Annotated in this window: 29 protein-coding genes; 14 read left to right on the forward strand and 15 right to left on the reverse strand. The window is 69.4% G+C overall.

Annotation, left to right across the window (positions count from 1 at the left end; translation table 11 throughout):
• Positions 1-147 precede the first annotated feature (147 nt).
• Together SNA_RS22065 and SNA_RS22070 are read left to right on the forward strand one after the other, a co-directional pair.
• A complete protein-coding gene (locus tag SNA_RS22065; protein ID WP_030065127.1) occupies positions 148-609 on the forward strand; it encodes an SRPBCC family protein in 462 nt (153 codons plus the stop codon).
• A gap of 95 nt (positions 610-704) precedes the next feature.
• Positions 705-1,058: a VOC family protein gene (locus SNA_RS22070; RefSeq protein WP_030065126.1), complete on the forward strand. Its 354-nt coding sequence runs from the start codon at positions 705-707 to the stop codon at positions 1,056-1,058.
• A 237-nt stretch (positions 1,059-1,295) separates the two neighbouring features.
• On the opposite strand, the gene SNA_RS22075 is transcribed toward SNA_RS22070, so the two are convergent.
• Positions 1,296-2,210: a helix-turn-helix domain-containing protein gene (locus SNA_RS22075; RefSeq protein ID WP_030065124.1), complete on the reverse strand. Its 915-nt coding sequence runs from the start codon at positions 2,208-2,210 to the stop codon at positions 1,296-1,298.
• A gap of 207 nt (positions 2,211-2,417) precedes the next feature.
• The gene (locus tag SNA_RS22080; RefSeq protein WP_030065123.1) at positions 2,418-2,657 is read right to left on the reverse strand and encodes a DUF397 domain-containing protein; all 240 of its coding nucleotides are present in this window, start codon (positions 2,655-2,657) and stop codon (positions 2,418-2,420) included.
• A gap of 198 nt (positions 2,658-2,855) precedes the next feature.
• On the opposite strand from SNA_RS22080, the gene SNA_RS22085 reads away from it, so the two are divergent.
• Complete coding sequence (locus SNA_RS22085) at positions 2,856-3,428, forward strand: ATP-binding protein (RefSeq protein WP_052808958.1); 573 nt, start codon at positions 2,856-2,858, stop codon at positions 3,426-3,428.
• Positions 3,429-3,453: 25 nt separating this feature from the next.
• On the opposite strand, the gene SNA_RS22090 is transcribed toward SNA_RS22085, so the two are convergent.
• The gene (locus SNA_RS22090) at positions 3,454-4,275 is read right to left on the reverse strand and encodes an SAM-dependent methyltransferase (protein ID WP_198535112.1); all 822 of its coding nucleotides are present in this window, start codon (positions 4,273-4,275) and stop codon (positions 3,454-3,456) included.
• 391 nt (positions 4,276-4,666) lie between these two features.
• Positions 4,667-5,929 (reverse strand): S53 family peptidase, encoded by a 1,263-nt coding sequence (locus tag SNA_RS22095; protein ID WP_030065117.1) that lies wholly within the window; start codon positions 5,927-5,929, stop codon positions 4,667-4,669.
• A 299-nt stretch (positions 5,930-6,228) separates the two neighbouring features.
• On the opposite strand from SNA_RS22095, the gene SNA_RS22100 reads away from it, so the two are divergent.
• Positions 6,229-7,170 (forward strand): TrmB family transcriptional regulator, encoded by a 942-nt coding sequence (locus SNA_RS22100; protein ID WP_078970092.1) that lies wholly within the window; start codon positions 6,229-6,231, stop codon positions 7,168-7,170.
• Between the two features lie 179 nt (positions 7,171-7,349).
• Here SNA_RS22100 and SNA_RS22105 read toward each other — a convergent pair whose 3' ends face one another.
• The 3 genes from SNA_RS22105 to SNA_RS22115 form a co-directional block, all read right to left on the reverse strand.
• Entirely contained in the window at positions 7,350-8,141 is a 792-nt protein-coding gene (locus SNA_RS22105; RefSeq protein WP_030065114.1) for a maleylpyruvate isomerase family mycothiol-dependent enzyme, read from the reverse strand.
• A gap of 142 nt (positions 8,142-8,283) precedes the next feature.
• The gene (locus tag SNA_RS22110) at positions 8,284-9,081 is read right to left on the reverse strand and encodes a class I SAM-dependent methyltransferase (RefSeq protein ID WP_044366318.1); all 798 of its coding nucleotides are present in this window, start codon (positions 9,079-9,081) and stop codon (positions 8,284-8,286) included.
• A 111-nt stretch (positions 9,082-9,192) separates the two neighbouring features.
• On the reverse strand, positions 9,193-9,930 hold the full coding sequence (locus SNA_RS22115; RefSeq protein ID WP_030065109.1) for an SDR family oxidoreductase: 738 nt from the start codon (positions 9,928-9,930) through the stop codon (positions 9,193-9,195).
• Between the two features lie 157 nt (positions 9,931-10,087).
• On the opposite strand from SNA_RS22115, the gene SNA_RS22120 reads away from it, so the two are divergent.
• Positions 10,088-10,660: a TetR/AcrR family transcriptional regulator gene (locus tag SNA_RS22120; protein ID WP_030065107.1), complete on the forward strand. Its 573-nt coding sequence runs from the start codon at positions 10,088-10,090 to the stop codon at positions 10,658-10,660.
• A gap of 42 nt (positions 10,661-10,702) precedes the next feature.
• On the opposite strand, the gene SNA_RS22125 is transcribed toward SNA_RS22120, so the two are convergent.
• A complete protein-coding gene (locus SNA_RS22125) occupies positions 10,703-11,515 on the reverse strand; it encodes an alpha/beta fold hydrolase (RefSeq protein ID WP_104532031.1) in 813 nt (270 codons plus the stop codon).
• A gap of 76 nt (positions 11,516-11,591) precedes the next feature.
• Between SNA_RS22125 and SNA_RS22130 the strand changes: the two genes are divergently transcribed.
• Positions 11,592-12,065: a MarR family winged helix-turn-helix transcriptional regulator gene (locus SNA_RS22130; RefSeq protein ID WP_030065103.1), complete on the forward strand. Its 474-nt coding sequence runs from the start codon at positions 11,592-11,594 to the stop codon at positions 12,063-12,065.
• 330 nt (positions 12,066-12,395) lie between these two features.
• On the opposite strand, the gene SNA_RS22135 is transcribed toward SNA_RS22130, so the two are convergent.
• Positions 12,396-13,592: a PucR family transcriptional regulator gene (locus SNA_RS22135; RefSeq protein ID WP_198535113.1), complete on the reverse strand. Its 1,197-nt coding sequence runs from the start codon at positions 13,590-13,592 to the stop codon at positions 12,396-12,398.
• Between the two features lie 223 nt (positions 13,593-13,815).
• Here SNA_RS22135 and SNA_RS22140 point away from each other — a divergent pair, with 223 nt between their 5' ends.
• Entirely contained in the window at positions 13,816-14,715 is a 900-nt protein-coding gene (locus SNA_RS22140) for an SGNH/GDSL hydrolase family protein (RefSeq protein WP_030065100.1), read from the forward strand.
• A 112-nt stretch (positions 14,716-14,827) separates the two neighbouring features.
• Here SNA_RS22140 and SNA_RS22145 read toward each other — a convergent pair whose 3' ends face one another.
• From SNA_RS22145 to SNA_RS22155, 3 genes are all read right to left on the reverse strand, one after another.
• Positions 14,828-15,235 carry a hypothetical protein gene (locus SNA_RS22145; RefSeq protein ID WP_037789139.1) on the reverse strand — a complete coding sequence of 136 codons (408 nt, stop codon included), beginning with the start codon at positions 15,233-15,235 and terminating at the stop codon, positions 14,828-14,830.
• Between the two features lie 85 nt (positions 15,236-15,320).
• Positions 15,321-16,493, reverse strand: a complete 1,173-nt coding sequence (locus SNA_RS22150) for an NAD(P)H-dependent flavin oxidoreductase (protein ID WP_420823497.1) — start codon at positions 16,491-16,493, stop codon at positions 15,321-15,323.
• Between the two features lie 34 nt (positions 16,494-16,527).
• Positions 16,528-16,923, reverse strand: a complete 396-nt coding sequence (locus SNA_RS22155; RefSeq protein WP_030065095.1) for a cupin domain-containing protein — start codon at positions 16,921-16,923, stop codon at positions 16,528-16,530.
• Positions 16,924-17,098: 175 nt separating this feature from the next.
• Here SNA_RS22155 and SNA_RS22160 point away from each other — a divergent pair, with 175 nt between their 5' ends.
• On the forward strand, positions 17,099-18,097 hold the full coding sequence (locus SNA_RS22160) for a GlxA family transcriptional regulator (RefSeq protein ID WP_241779779.1): 999 nt from the start codon (positions 17,099-17,101) through the stop codon (positions 18,095-18,097).
• On the opposite strand, the gene SNA_RS22165 is transcribed toward SNA_RS22160, so the two are convergent.
• Positions 18,094-18,867 (reverse strand): SDR family oxidoreductase, encoded by a 774-nt coding sequence (locus SNA_RS22165; protein WP_063894098.1) that lies wholly within the window; start codon positions 18,865-18,867, stop codon positions 18,094-18,096. The two genes, SNA_RS22160 and SNA_RS22165, sit on opposite strands and share 4 nt — an antisense overlap.
• A 497-nt stretch (positions 18,868-19,364) precedes the next feature.
• Here SNA_RS22165 and SNA_RS22170 point away from each other — a divergent pair, with 497 nt between their 5' ends.
• A complete protein-coding gene (locus tag SNA_RS22170) occupies positions 19,365-19,736 on the forward strand; it encodes a DUF4179 domain-containing protein (RefSeq protein WP_030065091.1) in 372 nt (123 codons plus the stop codon).
• Positions 19,737-19,830: 94 nt separating this feature from the next.
• Here SNA_RS22170 and SNA_RS22175 read toward each other — a convergent pair whose 3' ends face one another.
• Both SNA_RS22175 and SNA_RS22180 read right to left on the reverse strand, forming a co-directional pair.
• Positions 19,831-20,130 (reverse strand): helix-turn-helix domain-containing protein, encoded by a 300-nt coding sequence (locus SNA_RS22175; RefSeq protein ID WP_241779780.1) that lies wholly within the window; start codon positions 20,128-20,130, stop codon positions 19,831-19,833.
• A gap of 40 nt (positions 20,131-20,170) precedes the next feature.
• Entirely contained in the window at positions 20,171-20,923 is a 753-nt protein-coding gene (locus SNA_RS22180; RefSeq protein ID WP_051877206.1) for a maleylpyruvate isomerase family mycothiol-dependent enzyme, read from the reverse strand.
• A gap of 289 nt (positions 20,924-21,212) precedes the next feature.
• Here SNA_RS22180 and SNA_RS42635 point away from each other — a divergent pair, with 289 nt between their 5' ends.
• The 5 genes from SNA_RS42635 to SNA_RS44780 all read left to right on the forward strand — a co-directional run bounded on the left by SNA_RS42635 (position 21,213) and on the right by SNA_RS44780 (position 24,488).
• The gene (locus SNA_RS42635; RefSeq protein WP_157880039.1) at positions 21,213-21,374 is read left to right on the forward strand and encodes a hypothetical protein; all 162 of its coding nucleotides are present in this window, start codon (positions 21,213-21,215) and stop codon (positions 21,372-21,374) included.
• Positions 21,371-22,975, forward strand: coding sequence for an AMP-binding protein (locus tag SNA_RS22185; RefSeq protein ID WP_037789137.1), 1,605 nt, complete (start codon positions 21,371-21,373; stop codon positions 22,973-22,975). The genes SNA_RS42635 and SNA_RS22185 overlap by 4 nt, the downstream gene beginning before the upstream one ends.
• Positions 22,972-23,994, forward strand: a complete 1,023-nt coding sequence (locus SNA_RS22190; RefSeq protein WP_030065087.1) for an NAD-dependent epimerase/dehydratase family protein — start codon at positions 22,972-22,974, stop codon at positions 23,992-23,994. Before SNA_RS22185 ends, SNA_RS22190 begins: the two co-directional genes overlap by 4 nt.
• 97 nt (positions 23,995-24,091) lie before the next feature.
• Positions 24,092-24,355, forward strand: coding sequence for an acyl carrier protein (locus SNA_RS22195; protein ID WP_044366324.1), 264 nt, complete (start codon positions 24,092-24,094; stop codon positions 24,353-24,355).
• A gap of 10 nt (positions 24,356-24,365) precedes the next feature.
• The gene (locus SNA_RS44780; protein WP_275042021.1) at positions 24,366-24,488 is read left to right on the forward strand and encodes a hypothetical protein; all 123 of its coding nucleotides are present in this window, start codon (positions 24,366-24,368) and stop codon (positions 24,486-24,488) included.
• Positions 24,489-24,490 lie beyond the last annotated feature (2 nt).

Below are 24,490 nucleotides of genomic sequence, written 5' to 3' on the forward strand. Positions count from 1 at the left end.
CGGGCCGCACCACCGTCGCATCGGCCCGCGACGTGACGCACGTCACCAGCGATAACGTCACGATCGCGGGCTGCGTGCTGTCTACACGGTGAACAGGCTGGGCGCGGCCCTCGTTCCGCGCCGTCCGACCTTGAGAAGGGACACGACATGGAGACCCTGACGGTGCAACGTGTCATCGCAGCGCCGATCGCCGACGTCTTCGACTGGTGCGCCACGACCACCAACTACACCCGCTCCCCCTTCGTCCTCAAGGCGCGCCTGGCCCGGCCGGGCGCGGGCGCACCCTACGGAGTGGGCGCCGTCCGGCAACACACCTGGCTGATCGGCTGGTTCCGCGAACGGATCACCGTCTACAACCCGCCGTACGACTTCGACTACGCCGTCGACCGCAGCTTCCCGGCCGCCCGGCACGAACTCGGCCGCATGACCTTCGCCGAAGTCCCCGAAGGCACCCTCGTGACCTGGACGACCCGCTTCCAACTCCCCCTCCCCTTCATCGGCGCGCCCCTCACCCGGGCATTCGCCAAACCCGTCATCGGCCACGTCTTCGGCAAGATCCTCGACGCCGCCGACACCGCGCTCACAGCCGCCCCCGCCGGCCGCACCTGATGAGCGACAAGTGGGCCCGCACCGCTCGGGTGCGGGCCCCCACAGCCGAACCAAAGTGCCTGTCCCTGAAGCCCTGGCAGGTCTAAGCTCGGCGAATGACCTTGGAATGGGAACAGGTAATTGTTCACTCGGTGGATCCGGCAGCCTTGGGGCAGTGGTGGGCCGAGGCTCTTGGCTGGGTTGTGGTCCACTCCTCTGATGACGAGTTCGAGATCCGCCCGGAGCCGGATCGCCTGCCGGGGTTGGACTTCGTCCGGATCGAGGAGAGCAAGAAGGCCAAGAGCCGACTCCATCTCGACTTCAGGCCCGTTGACCAGGACGCCGAGGTGGCTCGCCTGGTGGCTCATGGCGCACAGCGTGTTGATATCGGCCAGGGCGATCAATCGTGGGTTGTCTTGGCAGACCCCGAAGGCAACGAATTCTGCATTCTTGGCCAACGACGCCAATAATTGGCTGCATTGATTCCAAAATGATTCCGAATTAGTGCCCGGCCTTCAAGCTCAGCCGTTTTGACGCCCGAGCACGAAGGTGATGAGTCGTCGGCTTGATGGTGGCTTGGCGCCTGCACAATGCAGGCCCCATGCTCATTCCGCACCTCATGACTCGGCAGCGTCCTTATCGCGATGACACCACCACACCCGGGCCACAGTCACAGTCACAGTCACAGTCACGGCAACGAACCACCGTCACGTGAGCCGACCGATCAGCCTCTTGAGGAAGTTCTGTGTCTCCTCCGGCGGGTCCGCCGCGGTGCACAGGCGATCCATGACCGCCGAGTACTGGTCGATCTCCTCCTGCTTGTCCAGGTAGAGCCCACCGGTCAGCTGCTCGAGGTACACCTTGTCCGGCAGCTCCGGCTCGGGGAAGCGCAAGATACTGATCGGGGACCCGGCCGCCGCGTGCGCCCCCACACTGAACGGGGCGACCTGCACCGTCACATGCGGCATCCGCTCCACCACATCAAGCAGGTGCTCCAGCTGCGCGCGCATCACCTCGGCGCCGCCGAACGTACGGCGCAGCACCGCTTCGTCCAGCACCGCCCACAGCTGAGGTGGCTCCGGGCGGCTCAGCAGCTCCTGGCGCTGTATCCGCAGCTCCACGAGGCGTTCGATCTTCGCGTCCGGCTCGTTGGGATACCCGAGGCGGGTCACCGCGTCCGCGTAGGACCTGGTCTGCAACAAGCCGGGCAGGAACTGCACTTGGTAGGTGCGGATCAGCGCCGCCGCTTCCTCCAGCCCGATGTGCAGTTCGAACCAGTCTTCCAGGACGTCGTTGTACTGCTGCCACCAGCCCGCGACATTGGCCTGGCGGGCCAGCTCGAAATATTCTTCGCGCCGCTTCGGATCCAGTACGCGGTAGAGCGTGAGCAGATCGACCAAGTCCTTGTGCTTGAAGCCGACTTGTCCGCGCTCCAGCCGAGTGATCTTGGCGTGCGATCCGCGGATCGTCCTGCCCGCGTCCTCGCGTGAGATTCCGCATGCCTGACGCAGCTTCCTCAGCTGCGCGCCCAGCACAATGCGCCGGACCGTGGGGCTGCCCTGATTCTCGTCCAGGTAGCGCCCTATCGACAGCTCGTCATCCGGCCGCATCATGGCGGTCATTCCCACTCCCGAAGCAACAGTGCGGATACACCCAGTGTCCCATCCGTCGACTGCCAGGTACAGGAAGCCGCCGAAGACCGAACGGCCGGGGCGCGCTGCCAGGCGAAAGCCCCGGCCCAGCACGCCCCGGCCCCTCGTCCAACGGGCCGCGGGCGGGTCGGCCCTGGGCGGGCCGACCCTGGATCACCCGACCCTCAGGGATTCGGCTCAGCTCACCATCGCGTCGAAGTCGCCGTCCTTGGCACCACCGAGGAACGCAACCATCTCGGCGCGGGTGTAGATCAGCGCGGGACCCTGGGGGTCACGCGAATTCCGGACGGCGAACCCACCGTCCTCCAGAGCCGCGATCTCCACGCAGTCGCCTCCCGGTGCGCTGCGCCGGCTCTTCCGCCAGACCGCCCCCTCGATACTCTCAGCCGATACGCCATTGTCGAACTGCTGCGGCATTCCCGTCGCTCCCTCGCTCATACACGGGCGTTTGACCAGGCATCATGTGCCTGCGTAATTGCTTCTGCACGTACCGATGCAATTACGTTTCTTCTTAACGTAATTGCAGATGCAGTTGCAGCGCCATGGGTCCCCGTGGATAGTGGTCGCGAATCACCCGTTCGTGATGAAGGCCTGGAAGGCTCCACGGAGATCGTGATGACACCGCACCCGGAAGGAACGACCGCGCCCCTCATACCTGTAGAACCCCTCAGCCATTTACTGGCGCAGGCCACCGGCACCCCCACCCTCCCGACCGGCGACAGCGGCCACGACCCCACGGAATTCGCAGCCTGTGCCCTCACCGCGGACCAGCAGGCGGCCGGAAAGGCCCGCCGCTTCACCTGGGCGACCCTCAGCGGCTGGCAGTTGGGCCCTCTCGTCGACAACGCCGCCCTCGTCGTCAGCGAACTGCTGACCAACGCCCTGCGCTACGGACTGCCCACCTCCGCAGCCCGCACCACCACCTGCCCGCGCCCGCTCTGGCTCGGCCTTCTGCGCCGCCCCGACCTCGTGCTGTGCACGGTCTGCGACCACAGCACCCAAGTCCCCCTGCTGAAAACCCCCGACCACCTCGCCCAGTCCGGCCGCGGCCTGCACATCGTCAACTGCCTCAGCCAGTCGTGGGGCTGGACCACCCCGACCGTCGCGGGCAAGGCCGTATGGGCCGCACTCTCCATCGCCGAGCACGACGCCCGCTCCGCCGACCCACCCCGTTGCCCGCCCTGTTGACACCACTCCCGGCGGACGCGGCCGCTCACACCTTGCAGGCGGCCCCGCCGTACAGCGGGACGTCCGTGTCGCTCAAGGCGTCCGCTCCCACGTCCAGCTCGTCCGGCCGCCACCGGTGGACCACTTCGAGACCGGGCTCGACCAGTTCCAGACCCTCGAAGAACCGCCGCACCTCGGCCTTGCTGCGCGCGTTGACGTGCGATCCCTTGGCTTCGAAGTTCTCCGAGACCGTCTCGATGGCATCGGGCTCGAAGTCGTTGGTGACGTAGGTCAAGGCCAGGAAGCTGCCGGTGGGGAGCTCGCCGAGGAGTTCCTTGACGATGGCGTACGGGTCGTATTCCGGGGGGAGCCAGTGCAGGACGGCTACCAGGGTCAATGCGACGGGCTGCGCCAGGTCGAGGACTCCCCGCAGTTGGGGATGGCGCAGGATCTCCTGGGGATGGCACAGGTCGGCCTGGATGTACGCGGTCCTGCCGTCGGGGTGGCTGGTGTGCAGGGCGCGCGAGTGAGCGAGGACGATCGGGTCGTTGTCGGCGTACACGACCCGTGCCTGCGGGGTGATCGCCTGGACGACTTCGTGCAGGTTGGGCGACGTGGGAATACCGGTGCCGATGTCGAGGAACTGGCGGATGCCGGCCTCTGCTGCCAGGTATCGGGCCGCGCGCTGCATGAAGGCCCGGTTCTGCCGGGCGATCACGGCGGCGTTGGGGAGCGCCGCCAGCGTCTGCTCGGCGGCCTTCCGGTCGGCCGGGTAGTTGGTCTTACCGCCGAGGAACAGGTCATAGACGCGGGCGGCGTGCGGCCGGTCCGTGTGAAGGTCGATGGGCGATTTGGGTGTTGCTGCCATCCAGTCCTCTGGCTCCACGATGCTGGCTCCGCCTCTTCCGCTCGTGGGGAGCGTCCGCTGACTCCCGCCGAACCTTAACCGGTTGACCGCCGGGCGCTGACTGGTTCGCGTGGTTGTTCAAGCCAACCCGGCGCTGAGCCTTGACACCGCCCGGTGATCACATTCACCACTCCGCGAATCCGCAAACGCTGCGTGGACCTGGCACATCAACATGAGTGACGCCACGGAACCCGCCCCGGCAGAGCCCCGCTACGCACAACGTCGGCCTGCCCAGCCCCGAGGGGTTGGACAGGCCGACGTCCTGCACGTTCCGCGCGGCGCGGTGAGCGTGCTTGGGCTTGCTCAGCTTGATTGGCGTACTGGGCGTGCTGGTTCTACGTGGCCAGCGGGACTACTTGGTGAAGGCCGCGGCGCCGTTCGGCGTACCGAGACCCGTCGGGCCGTCATAGCCCTTGCCCGCCTGGCACTGGTAGTTGCCGCAGGACCCGTTGGAGCCCTCGGTGACGTCGTTCAGCTTGTCCGCGTGGGCGTACGGGTACGAGGCCGGAACGTCACCGGAACCCGGGGCCCCCGCGAGGGCGTAGACACCGGCGATGAACGGCGAGGAGGCGCTGGTGCCGCCGTACACGTTCCAGCCCTTGGCCTGGTAGGTGTCGTAGACCGCGAGGCCGGTGGCCGGGTCGGCGACGGCTGCGACATCGGCGACGGTGCGCTTGGCGCAGTCGCTGTCCTTCTGCCAGGACGGCTTGGCGTCGTACTTCGAGCAGCCCGAGCCGGCGCCCTCGCCACCGGCGGAAGTGCCCCAGACGGACTCGGAGTAGCCGCGCTTGCTGCTGTCCTTCTTGAGCGAGGTGCCGCCGACGGCGGTGACGTACTGCGAGGCAGCCGGGTACTCGACGCCGTAGCCGCTGTCGCCGGAGCTGACGGTGATGGCGACGCCGGGGTGCTTGAAGTACTTGTCGTCCGCGGACGTGTCGGCGGCTTCCTCGCCGCCGCCGTAGCTGTTGGAGACGTACTTGGCGCCCTGCTTAACGGCCTGGTTCACGGCCGCACCGAGGTCGTCCATGTTGGCGGTCTTGGCTTCGACGAGCAGGATGTGGCAGCTCGGGCAGGCGGCGCTGACCATGTCCACGTCCAGGGAGATCTCACCGGCCCAACCCGCGTCCGGCGCCGGGTACTTCGCGCCCCCGTCCTGGTCGATCTTCTTGAAGCAGCCGTTGCTGGTGCTGCACTCCGGCAGGCCGTACTGCTTCCGGTAGGCCGCCAGGTCCTTCTCGGCGTTCGGGTCGTCGTTCGCGTCGACGATCGCCACGGTGGCGTCCTTGCCACCGTCCTTGGGGAGGTTGTAGGCGGCCTGGAGGTCGCTCGGTCCGAAACCCTTGGGGGTGTCGTGGCGGCCGAGGGACTGCTGCGACGGGATGTCGGTGCGGACGACGGACTGACACGCCATGTAGCCAGGCTTGCTCGGCTCCGAGCAGAGCCGGTGGGTGTGTGCCGAGGATGCTGCGGGCGTCGCGGTGTGCGTCGCGGTGTGCGTCGTCGCGAAGGCGCTCGACTGGGACGCGAAGACCAGGCCGCCGGTTACCAGGGCCGCCGCCGACAGCAGGGCGGGCGCGCCGCGGCGTATCAGGCTCTTTCTGCGATGAGAATGCAAGGAACTGCCCTCCGTGGGGGGATGGCTGGCCCCGCAACGGCCGTCGAGAAGTACCTGCGCGTTGTCATCACATCCAGATCATCATGGACCTGACATGTCAAGAGCATGACAACACACATCTCGCATGGGGTGCCGCGGTGGAGCCAGTGTTGGAGCGTTTCGAGCATGGGGTTCAGCTACTGCCACCCCGTTCAGTGGTGGCTATAAATCAAAGTATTGACAGCTTGGCCAAGGGGATAGAGGCACTTGGTAAAACCTTCCCCTCAACTTCTGCGCCTTGGCATATACCTTGTGGAGCCATGGAGTTGGAAGAAGGACCCATCAACGACCTGATGGCGCTCGGCCTGGCCCGGTATGAGGCACGGGTCTATCTGGCGCTCATCAGGCGTGATTCGTACACGGCCGCCGAGGCCGCGCGCGAGGCCGACGTGCCGCGCCAGCGGGTTTACGACGTGCTGGACGCGCTGATACGGCGGCGGCTGGCCACCACACACCCCGGACGCGTGACCAAGTACTCAGCCGTCACACCCGAGTTGGCCGTAGCGCGGTTGATGGCGCTGCAACGCGAGTCCCTGGACCGGTTGGAGCGGGTCTCGGAGGGTCTGTCCGGAATTCTGCAACCGCTCTGGTCCGACGGGCGGGTGCACACCGATCCGCTGGACTACATCGAGATCCTGCGCGACCCGAAGGCGATCACGGAACGCTTCGCCGACATCCAGCGGCAGGCCCAGCACGAACTTCTCACCTTCTGCAAACCGCCGTTCGTCGCCCCCGCGGAGAACGCGGAGGGCATCAAGGTCGTCCGCCGGCTCCACCGGGCGGGCGGCACCGTCCGGGCGATCTACCTCAATGACGAGCTCGACAACCCCGGGACGGTGGAGCATGTCCGCCGCTTCGCCACCGCGGGGGAAGAAGCCCGTTTCGCCCCGGAACTGCCGCTGAAACTCGTCATCGCCGACGCCTCACTCGTGCTGTGCGATATGCCCGACCCGGTGGCCGGTGCGGGCTCCACCACCACGCTCTTCATCGAACATCCGGCGCTCGCGGGCTGCTTGCGGCTGGCCTTCCAGACCGTGTGGAAGGACGCGGCACCTGCGCCGGCGGCGGCGATGGAGACGGAGTCGGGCTCGGAGTCGGGCTCGGAGTTGGGTTCGGAGTTGGGTTCGGAGTTGGGTTCGGATTCGGAGTCGGATTCGAAGTCGGCGAACGAGTCGGCGCGGGAGTCCGGAGTGGCGCGGTGAGGGGCTGAGTGCGGGGCTGAGTGCGGGGCTACGGCCCCGGGGGCGCGCGGGCCATACGGGCCGCCGAAAGCCCGGGGCGGCGCCCGGCGGTCGCCGCCCCTTGCCCGTATCCGTGTCGGACTGCTCGTATCCGTCTCAGAAACCGGAGTCCGTCTCAGAAACCCGTCTCCGTCTCCGTCTCAGAAAGCGGAGTTGGCGAACCAGCGCGTCAGCAGCTCCTCGTCGCCCTGCACCTCGAAGACATCCGCACCGTGGCCCAGACGTCCGTACACGAGGCGCAGCAGATCCGCGGCGGCTCCGTGGACGGCAGCGTCGGCGCTCCCCGGGGCCGCCGGGCCCTCCACGAGGCCGAAGCCGCCGGGCTCCAGACGGACCAGCCAGTCGCCGTCGGTGTCGGTGCACCGGAAGCGGAGCGTTTCGCCGTGGCCGCGCAGGGCGGCAACCTTGGGGGCGAAGAACGCGGCGAAGGGCAGATTGACCAGGAACTCGTCCACACCGTCGGTCGCGAGCCCGCCGTCGATCACCGGCTGCAACCCGAGGGCCAGCTCCGCGTCGGTTCGGTGCACGAGGGTCTCGAACAGCATCCGCCGTACCCAGAACCTGGCATGCTGATCGGCGCCCCACGCCCACATCGGGGCCTCCGGATCGGTGACCGCGAACACGCTCTCGGCCTCCGCCGCACTCGCCACGAGCCAGTCGGCGTAGCCGTCCTCGTGCTCCGGCAGATGCAGTTCGACATCGCGGCTGCGGGGCGGTTCCTGGACGAGTTGACGCAGCAGGACGGAGAACCAGCGCTGCACGCTCCCGGTGTGCCTGACCAGGTCCACCAGCGTCCAGCCCGGACAGCCGGGCACCGGGGTCGCCGGGTCGGCGCCCCTGACCACCTCCACGAACCTGGCGGTCTCCGCCGCGATGGCCGCACGATGGGCACCGGGTGCAGCCGCCCACCCCGACTGACTAGGCATGTCCATTTCGCCACACTTCCTGACGTCCTCCGGCCCGGCGGCCTGACCGGCCGGGCATCCCGATGCAGCCTGTCACAGCCCTGCGGCCGGAACGGCGCCGGCCGACACGCCGACCGGCGGACGGTGGACGTCAGATGGCAGACGGCAGTCACGTGAGGCGACGGGCCACGCGTAGCTGCGTGAGGTAGCGCTTGGCGACGCTGCCGCCGCACCTGCGGTCGATCAGGTCGCCGATGGCCTCCAGCAGTCCGTCCAGGACGACGGGGTCCAGGGCACGGTGTCCGGAGTAGGTGCGCAGGAGGTCCAGGTACTCCTGGGTGGAGTAGGTCAGCTCCCCCTCGTAACGGCGAAAGACGGCAGGCCCGAAGCGCCCCGAGGCGTCCAGTTCCTCGCTGTCCTCGGGGATGTCGGCCGCCGTGGGCAGCCGTAGGCCAGGCGGCGTGGCGGGGTCGAACCGTTCGTAGCAGTCCTGGACCTCGAGGAAGAAGGATTCGCTGCCGCCGGCGATATGGTGCGTGGTCACGGTGGCCAGCGCACCCGCCGGGCACAGGGCGTCGGCCGCTCTGGTCACGCGGACCGCGGGATCGATCCAATGGAACGCGGTCGCTGCCATGACCACGTCGAAGCGTTCTTGCGGCAGCGGCCAGTTCTCGAACGCAGAGACCACGATCTCCACGTCGGCGAAGTCAGCGAGGTTCCTACGAGCCAGAGCGGCCATCTCGGCGCCCAGTTCCACCGCGGTGATCCGACAACCACGGGCCGCCAGGGGCAGCGTGGCCTGCCCGGTACCGCACCCGATCTCCAGCACCCGGCATCCGGGGCCCGTTCCGGCGAGCCGGACAAGGTCGTCGAACATGCGCTGCGGGTAAGCAGGGCGCATACGGTCGTAGAGACCTGCGGCCTCGGTGAAGGTCCCGCGCAGTCGCTCGCGGTTCGGCTTGGTCACGGTTGAACCCTAGGCTGGCCCCCAACGTCCCTGCCGTGCAGGGACGTCAAGAGAAAGGGCCAGGGCCTGTCCTGAGCCCGGCCCATCGAACGCGGTGGTCTCTGCCGATCGTCAGGCTTGCGCAGTGGGCCGGACGACGACCTCGCTGACGTCGACGCCGATGGGCTGCTCGATCGCGAAACCGATCGCGGATGCGATGGCGGAGGGCGGGATGGCGATCTCGTCGCGCTGTCGGACCATCGCTGCCGCTGCCTCGGGGCTCGCTCCCTTGCCGACCCCTTCGGTGTGGGTGAACCCGGGTGAGACGAGGGTGACACGCAGGTCGGGACCGGACTCCTGCCGCAGCCCCTCGGTCAGCACTTTGACCGCCGTCTTGGTGGCCGCGTACACGCTCTGCGGTGATTTCACCACGTAGGCCGCGGTGGAAGCGATATTGACGAACTGGCCGGAACGCTGCCGCCGGAAGACGGGCAGCGCCGCTCCGATCCCGTTGAGCAGGCCGGTGATGTGCGTGGCGACCATCGCGTCCCAGTCGTCCTGGCGCAGCTCGTCGAACGGTGACACCGCCATCGTGCCGGCGTTGGAAACCAGCACGTCGAGCCGCCCGAACCGATTGACCGCCGTATCCGTGAGGAGCTTCAGGTCTTCCCGGCGTGTCACGTCGATGACGGCTCCGACGGCCGAGCCGCCCTGCGCAGTGATCCGGTCCACCACCGCGTTCAGCCGGTCTTCCCGTCGGGCTCCCAGGACGAGCCGGGCCCCTTTCTCGGCGAGGTATGTCGCCGTCGCGGCTCCGATGCCGCTGCTGGCACCCGTGATCGCTACGACCTTGCCTGCGATTCCCGACATGATCAAAAGTCCTTACCGGTGGAATACGCGCAGGTCAGACCATGACCTACAGTGGAATTGGAGGCGCCCCCACTTATGCGAGACTAACTGGGGGCGCCCCCGCTTAGCAACTGGAGCAGAGTGCTGGAGAAGACTGGAGAGGAGAGGGCAACCACCGATGGTCGAAGATGCGCAACGCCCGTTGCGGGCCGACGCGCGACGCAACCGGGACAGGATCCTCACGGCTGCGGTGAGCGTGTTCGCCAAGGAGGGGCTGGACGCACACCTGGAGCGCATCGCCAAGGCAGCGGGCGTGGGCAGCGCAACCCTGTATCGCAACTTCCCCACCCGCGAAGCCCTGATCGAGGCGGTCTACCGCAACGAAGTGGCCCAATTGTGCGACGCGGTCCCCGACCTTCTGTCGGCAAAGCCGCCGTACGAAGCCCTGCGTGCTTGGACACGCCTCTTCCTGGACTACGTCACTGCCAAACTCGGCATGATCGACGCTCTGCGCGCCATCGCCGCCACGGGAGAGAACCCCTACGGCCACAGCCGGGAGATGATCCAGGCCGCCCTTACGACCCTGATGGACGCATGTGCAGCCGCCGGCACGATCCGCACCGACATCAGCCCGTCCGACATGGGCGCCGCCCTCACAGGCATCGCCCTCACCTCAGCACAGCCCGAACAACGACAGCAGGCCGAACGCCTACTGGACCTCACCCTGGACGGACTGGCCGCCGGGTCGTGATCCTGCTCCTAAGAGGCGCTAACAGTATGGGCTGGAGACCGCCTAGCCGTTTTGAGCGGAGATGGTGCGGACGAAGTCCCGAAGGATCTCGTTGAAGGTATCCGGTCGTTCCATGTTGGGGTAGTGAGCGGTGGCTTCGATGGTCGTCACCCGGCCGTTGGCGACGGTGTGTACGAGACGTTCGGCCATGCCGATGTGGTCGTCCGAGTCGATGCCGCCGTTGATGGCCAGCACCGGAACCGTGATCTTCGCCGCTCGCTCCCAGGTATCGGCCACCGGCACCCTGTGATCGGGTTCGGCACTGGTGTGCTTGGCGACGGTCCGCCGGGTCATCTCCCGCAGCCTGCGCACGACATCCTGGTTGACGTCGTCGAGTGTGCGGTGCGGTCCCGCCCCGAGCCGGGTGAATGCCTCGACCCAGCCCTCGGCGTCACCCGCGGCCAGTGCACGGGCCTCCTCGGCCTCGATCTCCTTGAGCCATGGGTCCTGGAATTCGGGTTCGCTGGTGCCGACGCCGCTGATGACCAACGCACTGACCAGCTCAGGGTGTTCGAGTGCGGTATCGACGGCGATGGCTCCGCCCATCGAGAGTCCGACGAGGGTCGCGGGGCCGACGTCGAGGTGACGCAGCAGCGCTGCGAGGTCATCGGTGGGACGGAACGGTGCGCTCGCATTGGAGGATTCGCCGTGCCCGCGGGCATCCGGTGCGATCACCCGGTGGTCCGACGCCAGGACCGGCACCTGGTCGTCCCACATGCGGTGGTCCAGGAAGCCACCGTGGAGCAGCACCAGGGGCCGGCCTGCCCCGGTGTCGCGGTAAGCGAGGTGGCCGTCTGCGGTGTCTAACGAGAACATGTCAGAAACGTGAGTCATGACAACCAAGGTGTCATATCGTTTGGGGTATTGGCAACACAGGTGTCATCCTGGCTGGGTGACTGATGCTGACACTCCCCTCGCTGCCGACGACCTCGGCCACCGGCTCACGGAAGTTTTCGCGCTGGTCGGCCCGCTGTACCGACGCGTGCAGCGCAAGGTCGAACAAGCAGAACCCATCGAGGGGCTCTCCGTCGGTGTGCGCGCCGTCCTGGATCTGCTCCTCAAACACGGGCCCATGACCGTCCCGCAGATGGGTCGCGCACAGGCACTGAGCCGACAATTCGTGCAGCGCACGGTCAACGACGCAGCAACCCGGCAACTGGTCGAGATCACCCCCAACCCTGCCCACCAGCGCTCCTCGCTGATCCGGCTGACCGACGACGGCAGGGCGGCCATCACCGCGGTAACCATCCGCGAGCACGCACTCCTGCGCCAGGTCGGCGGCGACCTGACCGACGCCGAGCTGACGGCATGCATGCGCGTGCTCACCCAGATGCTCGAACTCTTCGACAACGTAGACGTGAACTGACTCTCATGCTGCATGTCGTTGCCCAGGTCGGGAGTCGCTGAACAGTGCGTGCGCACCGGCAGGAGCGGCGCAATCCGTTCGTACAGTGCGCCGTCATTCACCGACGCCCTTCCCCCTCCCCCGTGAACTCCCCGACGAGCTGCTGCAGGAGAGACCTGGCTCATGGGTCAGCATTCCGTTAGCTCCCCTTATGCCAAGGCGGGCGCCGTGGTCGATGGCTTTGATGCGGTCGCCGGTATCCACGCACTCGCCGAGACAAAGCACCCTTACGGGGCTTGCGAGCGCCACGGGGCTTGGCGGGAGGGCCTGAGCCGCCGCGGGTGCACGCCCTCACCGTCCGTCAAGAGACAGCAGCGGCAGCGCATGCAACGCCACGGCCAGGTCGGCGACCGCGCGGGGGTCGCGGAGGGAGCGGCCGGTCAGTTCTTCCAGCCTGTGGAGTCGGTAGCGCACCGTGTTGCGGTGGCAGTACAGCAGCTCCGCCGCGTCGGCGGCCGAGCCCGCGGCTGCGTACCAGCACTCCAGGGTCTCCAGCAGGCGGTCGCGCTCGGCGGCCGGCAGTTCCAGTACGGCCTCGAAGACCGTCCGAGCGATCCGGCCGGCCTCGTCCGGGGCCGAGGCGACCAGCAGGGCGGCCGGGCTGTCGTCGAATCGCGCGACGCCTGCCCGCTTCCGGCGGACGCCGGCCAGCGCCACTCGCGCAAGGCGCAGCGCCCTGGGGGTGTCCTGTAGGGCACGGTACGGAGGGCTGACGCCCACCCGGGAGGCGGGAGACCGCTCCAAGACGCGCAGGATGACGTCCTCGGCACCCGGGTGCTGGACGGCGACCACACCGATCTGGACGTCCGGCAGCAGACGCCAGGCCGAACGCAGTTCCTCGGCACGAAGCCGCGCCTCGATGCCGGGCAGCGCCTCCCGGCCGGGCGCCGGCACCTCGGACGCCACGACGACGTACGGACCACCGGTCGGCAGGCCGAGGACGCCCGCGGCCTCCCAGAGGGTGGTGCGATCGGTGAGCATGCCGGTGAAGAGCGCCTCGACCATGGCGGACCGTTCGCGCTCCCGTTGCAGCACCAGTTCGGAGGTCTCCTCGCGATAGGCGTCGCTGGCCGCCGCGGCGAGTCCCTCGATCACCCACCATCCGGCCAGGGACACAAAGGTGTCCGTGGTGACGCCCTCGGCATCGCGGGCTTCGGCGGCGAGTTCGGACCACAGGAACTCGGACCCGACGCGATAGGCGTGCAGCAGATCGGCCAACGGATCCCCGCGCCGGGCACGTTCGCGGCCGGTCTCGAGCGCCGGTGTCATATCGCTGCTGGGGTCCCCGGCGAGATGCCCGAAGACCAGCTCCGCGTTACGCCGGCACGAGGCGCTCAACTCGGCGAACGGCACGCTGTCCTCACTGCCGTAGTACGTCACCTCGGCACGGATGCGGCGTGCCATGCGTATACCGAGTTCCGCTGCGCGGCCCCGCAACGAGGCGGCGATGGGGGCGACTTCGACGGGCGGATCGGGGATGTGGCGCATGAACCGCAGGTTACAAAACCTGGTGCACGCAGTGCTGGGAGTTGTTCCCGGGGACAACGGGGACGGTGACGCTGCTGTGCGTCGGCACATGGCTCATTCGGCGGGCGGCCGCAACGATGTCGGAGACGTTACCAGCCGGTATCGGCCTCTCTTCGATCTTGCTGCCTCCTCAGGGGGAACTGTGACCAGAGCCGCAACACCCAACAACACGAGCACACCGAACTTGTCGCCGATCCGATCGCCGAAGTGGTCGCCCAAGTGGTCGTCCGCACTGACCGGCGCCGCGCTGCTCGCCACCGCACTCGGCGCCACCGTCTCCCCCGCCCACGCCGTGGAATCGGCCGGATCCGGCAAGTATGTGTCGCTCGGGGACTCGTACGCCGCCGGCGCCGGCATCCCCGCCTCCTCCGCCGGCCTGTGCCTGCGCTCCGACCACAACTACGGCCATCTCGTCGCCACGGCCCTCGCCTCGTCGTCGTACGTGGACACCACATGCGCCGGGGCCAAGGTGGGCGCGCTCACCACGCCCCAGAAGGACGTGGGGATCGTCGTCAACGGTCCTCAACTCGATGCCGTCACACCGGACACCTCCCTCATCACGCTCACCATCGGCGGCGACAACCTCGGGACCTCCGATATCGGCTTCGGCGATCTCGCGGTCGTCTGCTCCGCCCTGTCCCTGACGAATCCGTTCGGCGCCCCCTGCCGCAACCACTACGGGGACACGCTCAGCAACCGGATGGACTCCGCGACCACGGAGCTGGCCGCGGCCCTTCAGAAGGTGCACGCGAAGGCACCGAAGGCCAGGGTGCTGATCCTCGGCTATCCGTCGGTGCTGCCGGAGGACCCGACGAAGTGCTTCGGCAAAATGCCCGTCACGACCGGGGATCTGGCGTTCCTGCACTCCGTCCTCGGCGAACTCAACACCAAGATCGCCAAAACCGCCACCGCGGCCGGCGCCACGTACGTCGACACGCTCGGCCCGACCAAGGGCCACGACAGCTGCTCGTCGGACCCGTGGATCGAGGGTCTCCTGCCGGGCTCACCGACCCTCCCACTGCATCCGAACGCGACCGGTGAACGGGTCATGAGCGAAGCGGTGTTGAGCGCGCTGAGGCACTGACCGTCCTGGTCGGAACGCCGCCTCAGCCTCATCCGTCTGGTACGCCATCGCCCGGCCCGGCCCCTGATCCGGGCCGGGCATTGGCACTCCGGTGCGCGCAGGCCGTCGATGCCTACGCGTAGGGCACCACCACGATCTGTACGTCGTCCTCGTAGATCACACGCCCCGGATCGGCGGAACGCATCATCCGGCAATCGACACCATGGGCGGCCAGAATCTCCAGATAGCCGGAGACCCGCCCAATGAGATGTACGGCTGACGGCTTGAACCACGCCGCGGCGCCAGGGTTGATCTCATGGTCGTAAACAGTGGCGTCAACGGTCGACGGGTTGGCGTACGCAGCGTCGTACCAGCTGTTGTTGATGCGGCGGAAGGATTCCTGTTCGTCCGAGAGTCTCCCGTTCCGCGCCAGCGTGTTGACCAGCCCAAACACTCCGGTGAAGTGGCCCCGCCTGTTCGGGTGCGGCGACTGGAACCGTACGTACCGGACGGTCTTGCGGTCGCCATCGGTCATCCCCATCAGCGAATCTTCTCACCGCCCACCACAACCTGAGCCGCCGCAGCCACGGCCAGAGACGGCGCGCAGGCATCCGGGACGCCGTTCATCAGCTTCTCCACCCCGCGCGAAATGCTGGCACTGGCCCGCGACGCCGGCTTCGCAGACGCCCGGCACCTGTCGGGAGCTTCACTCGGCCACCGCTACTTCGCCGATCGCTCCGACCGCCTCCGCCCGTCGAGCGGAGAGGACGTGCTGCTGGCCACCACCTGAACCTGCTCGTCACGCCTCTGGTGTAGGTGTCTGTTGTACGTGGCGGCCGCTGTGGGCCCAGCGCGGCCTCGGCCTGGGTGGCCAGGGTGGCGACCAGATCGGCCGCGGACGGCAGGTCGTTGATGAGGTCGATGCCCTCGCCGGCCCACTGCGGCAGCGGGGGGATCGTGCCGCGTGCCACGGCGTCCTGGTACGCCTGTTGGGCGGGGAGCGTAGCTGAGCGTTCGAGTTCGTCCTCCCGGCCCCGCCATGCGTCGAGGAAAGGGTGGCCCAGGGTGCGTGCGGTGTACTGCGCCGGCCACCGTGCGCCGCGGGCGATGTCCAGCACCCTGTTGCGCTCGGTGCTCTCCCCGCCTCCGTCCACGATCGCCTGGGCGGTCGCGGGGGCGACGAGGGCCTCGGCCGTGGCCTGGAAGCGGGTGCCGAGCAAGGCCCCGGCCGCGCCCAGGGCCAGGGCGGCCGCCACGCCGCGGCCGTCGGCGATCCCGCCGGCCGCCAGCACCGGCACGGGCGCCGCCAGGTCCACGACGACGGGCACGAACGGCAGCGTGGACCGCCCCTGCCGGGCGCCGTGCCCGCCGGCTTCGGTGCCCTGCGCCACGATCACATCGGCGCCCAGATCCACCGCCCTGCGCGCCTCCTCCAGGTCGGTGACCTGGAGGATCAGCGTCGTGCCCGCGGTGCGGATGCGCTCCACGAAGGGACCGGGGTCGCCGAAGGACAACATCACCGCCGCCGGGTCGTGCTCCAGCGCCCGCGCCACCACTCCGTCGTCAATGGCCCATGCCTGAAAGCCGATGCCCCAGGGTCTCCCGGCGCTCTCGTCGGCCGCGACCGGCAGTTCGCGGGCCAGCCAGTCCCGATCCCCGTTCCCGCTGCCCAGCAGTCCCAGCCCGCCGCCGCGCGACACCGCCGCCGTCAGGGCGCCACCGGCCGAGCCGCCCATCGGGGCCAGGGCAATCGGATGCTCCACATCGAACAGTTCCGTGAACGACGTCGACAATGCCATGACCGCAATCCTCCTCTGATTCGCCTGATTCACCTCAGGAGGTGAGTGCGTGTCCCGTCGTCACGTCGACATGGTCGGGGATCTCCTCGTGGCGGTCGCCGACGGTCGGTGTCCCGGTGGGCTCGAAGACGAGGATCGCGGCGCCGGTGGGGGCGGACGGTTTGTGTTCCGTGCCGCGGGGGACGGTGAACACCGCGCCCTTCGGGAGCGTGACCGTACGCTCTCCGGCCGGCTCGCGCAGGGAGATGGTCAACTCGCCGTCGAGTACCAGGAAGAACTCATCGGTGTCGTCGTGGACGTGCCAGAGGTGCTCTCCCTCGACCTTGGCGATGCGGACGTCGTAATCGTTGACGCGAGTGACGATGCGCGGGCTCCACAGCGCGTCGAAGGAGGCCAGGGCGGTGCTGAGGGCGATGGGTTCGTTGCTCATGAGGGAATCGTTGCCGGTTGAGGGCGGCACATGTGAGTGCTAGGAATCGCATATGCCGCAAGATTCCTCGCACGCAGTCGACGCAGTCGCATCGACGGGCACGCCCACGGACACGCCCACGGACACGCCGACGGACACGCCCGAAGACGCGTCCACGGGCACGCACCGCGTCGTCGTGATCGTGGATGCGAACTCCAACCCCTTCGAACTCGGCTGCGCCACCGAGGTCTTCGGCCTGCGCAGGCCCGAACTCGGCCGCGATCTCTACGATTTCCGGCTCTGCTCCCCCGAGCCGAGCACGCCGATGCGGGACGGTTTCTTCACGCTCACGGGAGTCGCCGGTCTGGAAGCGGCCGACTCGGCGGACACGCTGATCGTCCCCAACCGGCCCGATGTCGAGGTGCCGCGCCGGCCGGCGGTTCTCGACGCCGTCCGGCGGGCGCATGCACGCGGAACGCGGCTGGTCGGCTTCTGTAGCGGCGCGTTCACGCTGGCCGAGGCCGGTGTCCTCGACGGGCGTCGGGTCACCGCCCACTGGCAGTGGGCGGATTCCTTCCGGGCCCGCTTCCCTTCCGTCCGGCTTGCGGAGGACGTGCTGTACGTGGACGACGGCGACATCCTCACCGCCGCCGGAAGCGCGGCCGCACTCGACCTCGGGCTGCATATCGTCCGCCGCGACCACGGCGCGGAGGTCGCCAACACGGTCAGCCGACGGCTGGTCTTCGCGGCACACCGGGACGGCGGGCAGCGGCAGTTCATCGAACGGCCCGTGCCCGATATCCCCGATGTGTCCTTGGCACCCGTCCTGGCCTGGGCCCAGGAACGGCTGGATGCCCCGCTCACCGTGTCCGACCTCGCGACGTGTGCCGCCGTCAGCCCGGCGACGCTGCACCGCCGCTTCCGTACGCAACTGGGCACGACGCCTCTGGCCTGGCTGACGGGGGAACGGCTCGCCCTGGCGTGCCGGCTGATCGAGCGGGGCGAGTCACGCTTCGAGGTCGTCGCTCGGCGCAGCGGGCTGGGCACGGCCGCCCATTTGCGCGCGCTGATGCGTCGCGAGACGGGGCTCGCTCCGTCGGAGTACCGCCGCCGGTTCGGTCCGGGGGCGGAGGCGGGCCCGGCGGTGCGCAGCAATGACGAACCGCCAGGTCTGCGGTCGCCGGACGCTGCCTAGCGGAGGGTGTAGCCGCCGTCGGTGTAGAGCGTGGAGCCCGTGGTGAAGCCGTTGGTGAAGAGGAAGACCACGGCCTGCGCGATCTCGTCCTCGGTGGCAGGGCGACCCAGGAGGGCATCGCGGCGGTACTGCGCGAAGGCGGCCTCGCGGGCGGCGTCGGGGCGGTTCGACCAGAGGTGACCGTCGACGGTGCCGGGCGCCACCGCATTGACCCGGACCGGGGCCAGTTCCACCGCCAGGCCCCGGCCCAGGCCCTCGATCGCGGCGTTGCAGGCGACGTACGCGGGGGCGGGACCGGCCGGGCGCGCCGAGGCCGCGCCCGACATCAGCACGACGGAGCCGTCCTCGGCCAGCTTGGGAGCGGCACGGCGCACCGCGTGGTACTGGCCCCAGAACTTGGAGTCGAAGGGCGACGCGGCGTCCTCGTCGCTCAGTTCGCGCATCGGGCCGACCTGGTAGGAGGCGGCGGAGGTGAAGAGGTGGTCGACGCGCTCGATCCCGTCGAAGAAGGCGGCGAGCGACTCGGTGTCGCCCGTGTCCACGACGCGCCAGGTGGCCGCCGCGCCCAGCTCGTCGGCGGCGGCCTCCAGTCGCGCCGCGGTGCGGCCGCCGAGCACCACTCGGGCGCCGGCGGCCACCACCCGGTGCGCGACCCGCAGTCCAATACCGGATCCGCCGCCGATCAGGACGACCGTCCGGCCCCGCAGACCCTCGGCACCGCCCTCGACGGCCGGACGGGGGACGGTGACGCCGACGGTGGCCTGGCTCATGTGGTTCCTCGCTCACATACGTTGTGGTGTGGTGGCGGCTGCGGTGATCGCGGATGCCGTGCGTGCCGTTGACGTGATTGCCGTTGGCGTGACTGCGGTTGCCGTAGGTGCGGCTGCCGCGTATACGGCCGGCGTTGCGTGATCACTGCGCCATATCGCCCAACCGCCGTATCCCCGGCCGTATTCCCGAACCCCCGGCCAGCGAACTCCATGGTTCGCGGACCGGGCGCGTAGTGCCCCTCCCCCGGCAGGGAACGGACCGCATGAGGCGTCCCGGCCTGCTGTCTTCGACACCTGGATACCTGGACACCTGGATACCCGGGCACCTGCCGCTGACGTGCAGGTCTTGATCGGACGGGTGACGTGCCGACACTTTGATATGAGCGCGGTGGTTAGGGGGTGTGGCAGTGCGTTGCGAGCGTCCACGAAGGGCCGCTCCGGAGGTACGAGGGTCGTGCCGCCGCCTTGAACGCACCTGCTGGAAAGGGATACAGGTCGTGAAGATCGCCAAGGCTGCTGCGGGTGTTGTCGGTGTCGCGCTGGCTCTGGGGGCCGCCTCCCCCGCACTTGCGGCTTCCGGGCCGCACGGTGAGAAGGCGCTGACGAACAGCGACACCGTCACCAAGAACGACGTGAAGAACCCGCTCGCCGGCCTCGACATCGACGGGCTCGTCAGCTCGGTCGACAAGGTCGCCGGCAAGCTGAAGACGCCCAACAGCACCCACGCCAAGACGCACAGTGGTGACCAGGCCAAGACGGCGCACGTCGCTCACCACCCCAAGACCCACAGTGGTGGCCACGCCAAGACGGCGCACGTCGGTGACCACGCCAAGACCCACAGTGCTGGGCACGGAAAGGCCGGTCGATGACCTTCTTCGTCAACTGGTGAGATTCGGCGCCCCTGGCATCCGGTCCAGGGGCGCCGGTCGGCTGTCCGGGGCCGTTTCGCCTTCGGACACCCCTTCAGACCGTGGGTGCTTCGGTCAGGGAATCCACCGCCGGCTCGCCCGCGGTCTCGATCAACGCCCGCAGCGCCTTCACCAGGCCGGTGCGCTGGTGGGCGGGCAAGCGGGCAAGCGGGCAAGCGGGCAAGCGGGCAAGCGGGCAAGCGGGCAAGCGGGCAACGATCTCGTCGTACCGGCGGGCCAGGACCTTCTCGACCGGTTGCCGGCCCGCCGTCGTGAGGCGCAGGACCAGCTCGCGGCGGTCTTCCGGGTTGACCTGCCGGTCCACGAGGCCGAGGGTTTCGAGTTTGTCCACCATGCGCATCGCCGTGGAGGGGTTCACATCCGTCCAGTAGGGGTCAGATCCAGTAGGGCGCCGGGGGCACCTCGTCGGCTCCGGACGCCGTCAGGCCCGTGCCGGGTGAGCGTCCGGTGAGCCAGGCCAGGAGGGCGGACTGCGGGCCGGTGACGAGGGGGCCGCCGGGGGCGAGTTCATGGGAGAGGGCGGTGTCGGTCGCGGCGAAGCGCAGGGCGGGGGGATCGTCGCGGCGGTGCAGGGCCTCGACGAGGTCGTCGATGATCCAGCGTGCCGCGGCGGGCGGTACGTCGGCGAAGGTGTAACCGGCCGCCAAGTCGGCGTGGTGCACCTCCAGTTCGCGCAGCCGGGTGGGGATCAGGCTCGCGGGGGTGCGCAGTTCGCCGGTACGCATCCGCACCTCGGCGCGCCACGCCGCCTCGGGCAGGGAACGCACCGCCTCCTCGAACCGGGCGGCGGTGTCGGCGATATCGGCGATCAGCGCGGCGACCGGCCGCGTTGCGCCCGCTTCGATCTCGGCGGCGCGGGCCTCCATGCTCGCGTACTGCGGGGTCTCGACTCCGGTGCGGGCCCAGGCCAGCAGTCGGCAGAGGCTGTCGGTGGCCCGTGCGACATGGGTGATCACATGGCCGCGGGTCCATGGCGGTACGAGGGTCGGGCCGCCGATCCGGTCGTCGGTGAGGGCGGTGAGGGTGGCCATGAACCGGGCGGTGGACTCGGCTACCTCGGCCATCTCGGCCACCCCGGGTGTCTCGGTCGGCTTGCCGAGGGGGTGCTGCGCCTCGATCTCCTGCATGACCTCGCCCCCGTTTGATGCATCCGCATTGCGGAATAGAAGATTCGCACGGCGGTAAGTGTGTTGACTGTAAGGAGGAGGGCTCTCAGCAGTCAACCGCTACGCCGAGCCCCCTCCCCGACTCCGCCCCGCCGCGCACGACTGTCCGACACTTCCACACGGCTGTCCGACAGTTCCGTTTGGGGCGAGCTACCCAACTCCACGCCATCTGGCGCGAGTTTTGACCATATTGAGTGAATTAAGTTGTATGGGCGGCGAGTTCGCTGTTCGTCCTGAATATCGTGGTGTGGTGAGCGATGTTCCGCGTGGCCGTCTGGCCACCCTCGCCGTCCATCTGCCGTCCCGCTACCGGACCACGGAGGAGACCCGGGCGGGGATCGCGGCGTCCGGTGAGGACGCCGCCGAGCAACTCGGCCGCCGCCTCCGCGACTTCCTCCAGGAGACCGCATGACGGCGGACGGCGTGGGGCTCTACACCGAGGTGGCACGGCTGGCCCGGTCCCGGCCCGACGCCACGGCGCTGGTCCGCGGACGCCGCGACGGTTCGGGGCAGGCCGTCAGCTACGCCCGGCTGTCGACGGGCTGCCACGCCGTGGCCGAGGCGCTGCGCGCGGCCGGGGTGCGCCGGGGCCACAAGGCGGTGACGATGACCGGGGATCCCTACGAACTGGTCGCCGTCGTCTACGGGTTGCTCGCCCTCGGCGCCGTCCCGGTCCTGGTGGACCCAGGGCTGCCCCGCGCCCGGCTGCGGGCCTGTCTGGACGAGGTGGCTCCCGAGGTGTTCATCGGCGAACCCCTGGCTCATCTGGCGCGGCGGGTGCTGCGCTGGGCGCCCGGTCACATCCGTACGCCCCTGGTGACCCGTCGCGCGCTGCCGGGGCTGGGGCGGGCGGTGCCGGTGGTGGTGCCGGACGCGGCCGGGCCGGGCCTGGAGGCCGCCGAACCCGGTGCGGAGGAGCTGGCGGTCATCGCCTTCACCTCGGGCTCCACCGGCGTGCCCAAGGGGGTGGAGTACCGGTACGGCACCCTGGCCGGGCAGGTCGAGGCGCTGCGCGCGGTACTGGCCCTCGATCCGGGCGGGGTGCTGCTGTCCGGCTTCCTGCCCCTCGTCCTCCTCGGCCCGGCCCTCGGGATCACCACCCTCTCCCCGGCCCTGCGCCACCACGCCCCGGCCCGTACGCGTCCCGAGCGTCTGCTGCGTCCCCTGCTGGAACACCGCGCCTCGGTGGTCGCCGGCTCGCCCGCCGTCCTCGGCCTGCTGGCCGGCCACTGTGTACGCCACGGTCTGCGGCTGCCGTCCGTCGACCGGGTGCTGTCCTTCGGTGCCCCGTTGCGCGCCGGGCTCGCCGAGGCGTGGGGTTCGGTGCTCCGCGCGGACGCCGAGGTGCTCAGCGTCTACGGCGCCACCGAATGCCTTCCGGTCAGCGCCGTCACCACGCGGGAACTGTCGGCACTGCGGGCCGCTGGGCACGGTGCGCTCTCGGGGACATGCGTCGGCCGTCCCGTGGCCGGGGTCGAGGTGCGCGTACTGGGGGTCGACGACACCGGAGTGGGCGAGATCGCGGTCGCCGGGCGCAACATCAGTCCCGCGTATCACGCCCGCCCGCGAGCCACCGCCGATGCCAAGGTCGCCACCGACTGCGGGCTGCTGCACCGCACCGGTGACCTGGGACATCTCGACGGCGAGGGCCGCCTCTGGTTCCACGGCCGCGCGTCCCAGCGCGTCACCGGCGACAACTTCGTCCTGAACACCGAGGACATCGAAACGGCGGCCGATACGGCACCGGGCGTACGGCGCACCGCCCTGGTCGGCCTCGGCCCGGCCGGGCGGCAACGGGCCGTGCTCTGCGTCGAGTTGGAACGGTGCGGCAGGAGGGAACGCCGGGGCGCCGTCGCGGCCCTGCGGGAGGTCCTCCGGGGCCACCCGCAGGGCCACCACATCCGTTCCGTCCTCCTCCACCCCGGCTTTCCCACCGACATCCGCCACAACTCCAAGATCGACCGCGAGCGGCTGGCGGACTGGGCCGCCAAGCGGGCAGGAGGCAGCGCATGACCGGGGACCCCGCGTCCGGCCCCGCCCGGGTGCTCGTCACCGGAGGCAGCGGCTTTCTGGGCCGGGAGATCTGCCGTCGGCTCGTCGCCCGCGGCACCCCGACCCGCTCCCTCACCCGCCGCCCCAGCGCCGCCCTGGAGCGCCTCGGCGTCCACCAGTACCACGGCGACCTCGCCGATCCCGCCGTCGTGGCCCGGGCCGTCGCCGGATGCGACGCCGTCGTCCACAGCGCGGCCCTCGCCGGCGTCAGCGGGCCGACGCGCCCGTACTGGATGACCAACGTCCACGGCACCCGCAACGTCCTCGACCAGTGCCGCGCGCACGCCGTCCGCACCCTGGTGTACACATCCACCGCCAGCGTCGTCTGCCCGCCGGACGGACTGCGCAACGCCGACGAGAGCGCGCCCTACCCCGTGCGCCACCTGGCCGCCTATCCCTGGACCAAGGCCCAGGCAGAACGGCTCGTCCTGGCGGCCAACCGCCCCTCCCTGGCCACCTGTTCCCTGCGCCCGCACCTCATCTGGGGCCCCGGCGACCCCCACTTCCTGCCCGCCCTGCGGCGCGCGGTCCGTGGCCGGTGTCTCTTCCTGCCCGGCGACGGCAGCAACCTCGTCGACACCACCCATGTGCGCACCGCCGCCCACGCCCATCTGCTCGCCCTGGACCTCCTCCACCGACGCCAACCCGTCGGCGGCCGCGCCTACTTCATCACCCAGGACGACCCGCGGCCGCTGCGCATCATCGCCACGCTCTTCCTGGCCGCCGCCGGGGTCCGCGCCACATGGTGCCCGGTGCCCGTACGGCTGGCCCGTGCCGCGGCCGCGGCCCATGAGACGGCCGCACGCCTCGCCCGGACCACCGGCACCCGGGAACTGAGCCGCTTCCTGGTGGCCGAACTCGTCCAGCCGCACTGGTTCGACCTCTCCGCGGCCCGGCACCACCTGGGATTCGTACCGCCGGTCGGCTTCTCGGACGGGATCGCGGAACTGACCCGGGCGGACGGCCACGCGGCGCCCTGAACGAGCTTGCCCGCCAACGGAGTTACCCGCCACCGGACCTCTCCCCACCGGTCCTGTCCGCCACCGGTCCTGTCCGCCACCGGAAAGGAAGCCTGTCATGGACGTGGACGACGCCGTCTACCGCACCGCGCGCACCCTCCTGAGCGAACGCTCCGGGGTCCCCGTCGAGGAGATCCGCCCCGACACCACCTTCGATGAGCTGGACGTGGACTCCCTCGCCCTCGCCGAGTTCGCCTTCATCCTGCGCGACGAGTTCTCCGTCCTGCTCACCACCCAGGACGTGAGCAAGAGGAGCACGCTGACCGACGTCGCCCGGATCCTGACCAAGCGGCTCGTCTCTCCCTCGCCCGCGGCACCGTGACCGGCCCACCGTGACCGCACCCATAGGCGCCCTCGGCCACAGCCTCGGGGCGGCCGGTGCGATCGAGGCTGCGGTCAGCCGTTCCTTCGGCTTCGGCGGCCACACCGCCGTCCTCGCCTTCCGCCGCCCCTGACC

This window comes from Streptomyces natalensis ATCC 27448, from assembly GCF_000935125.1.
In the GTDB taxonomy this organism is placed as follows: Bacteria; Actinomycetota; Actinomycetes; order Streptomycetales; family Streptomycetaceae; genus Streptomyces; species Streptomyces natalensis.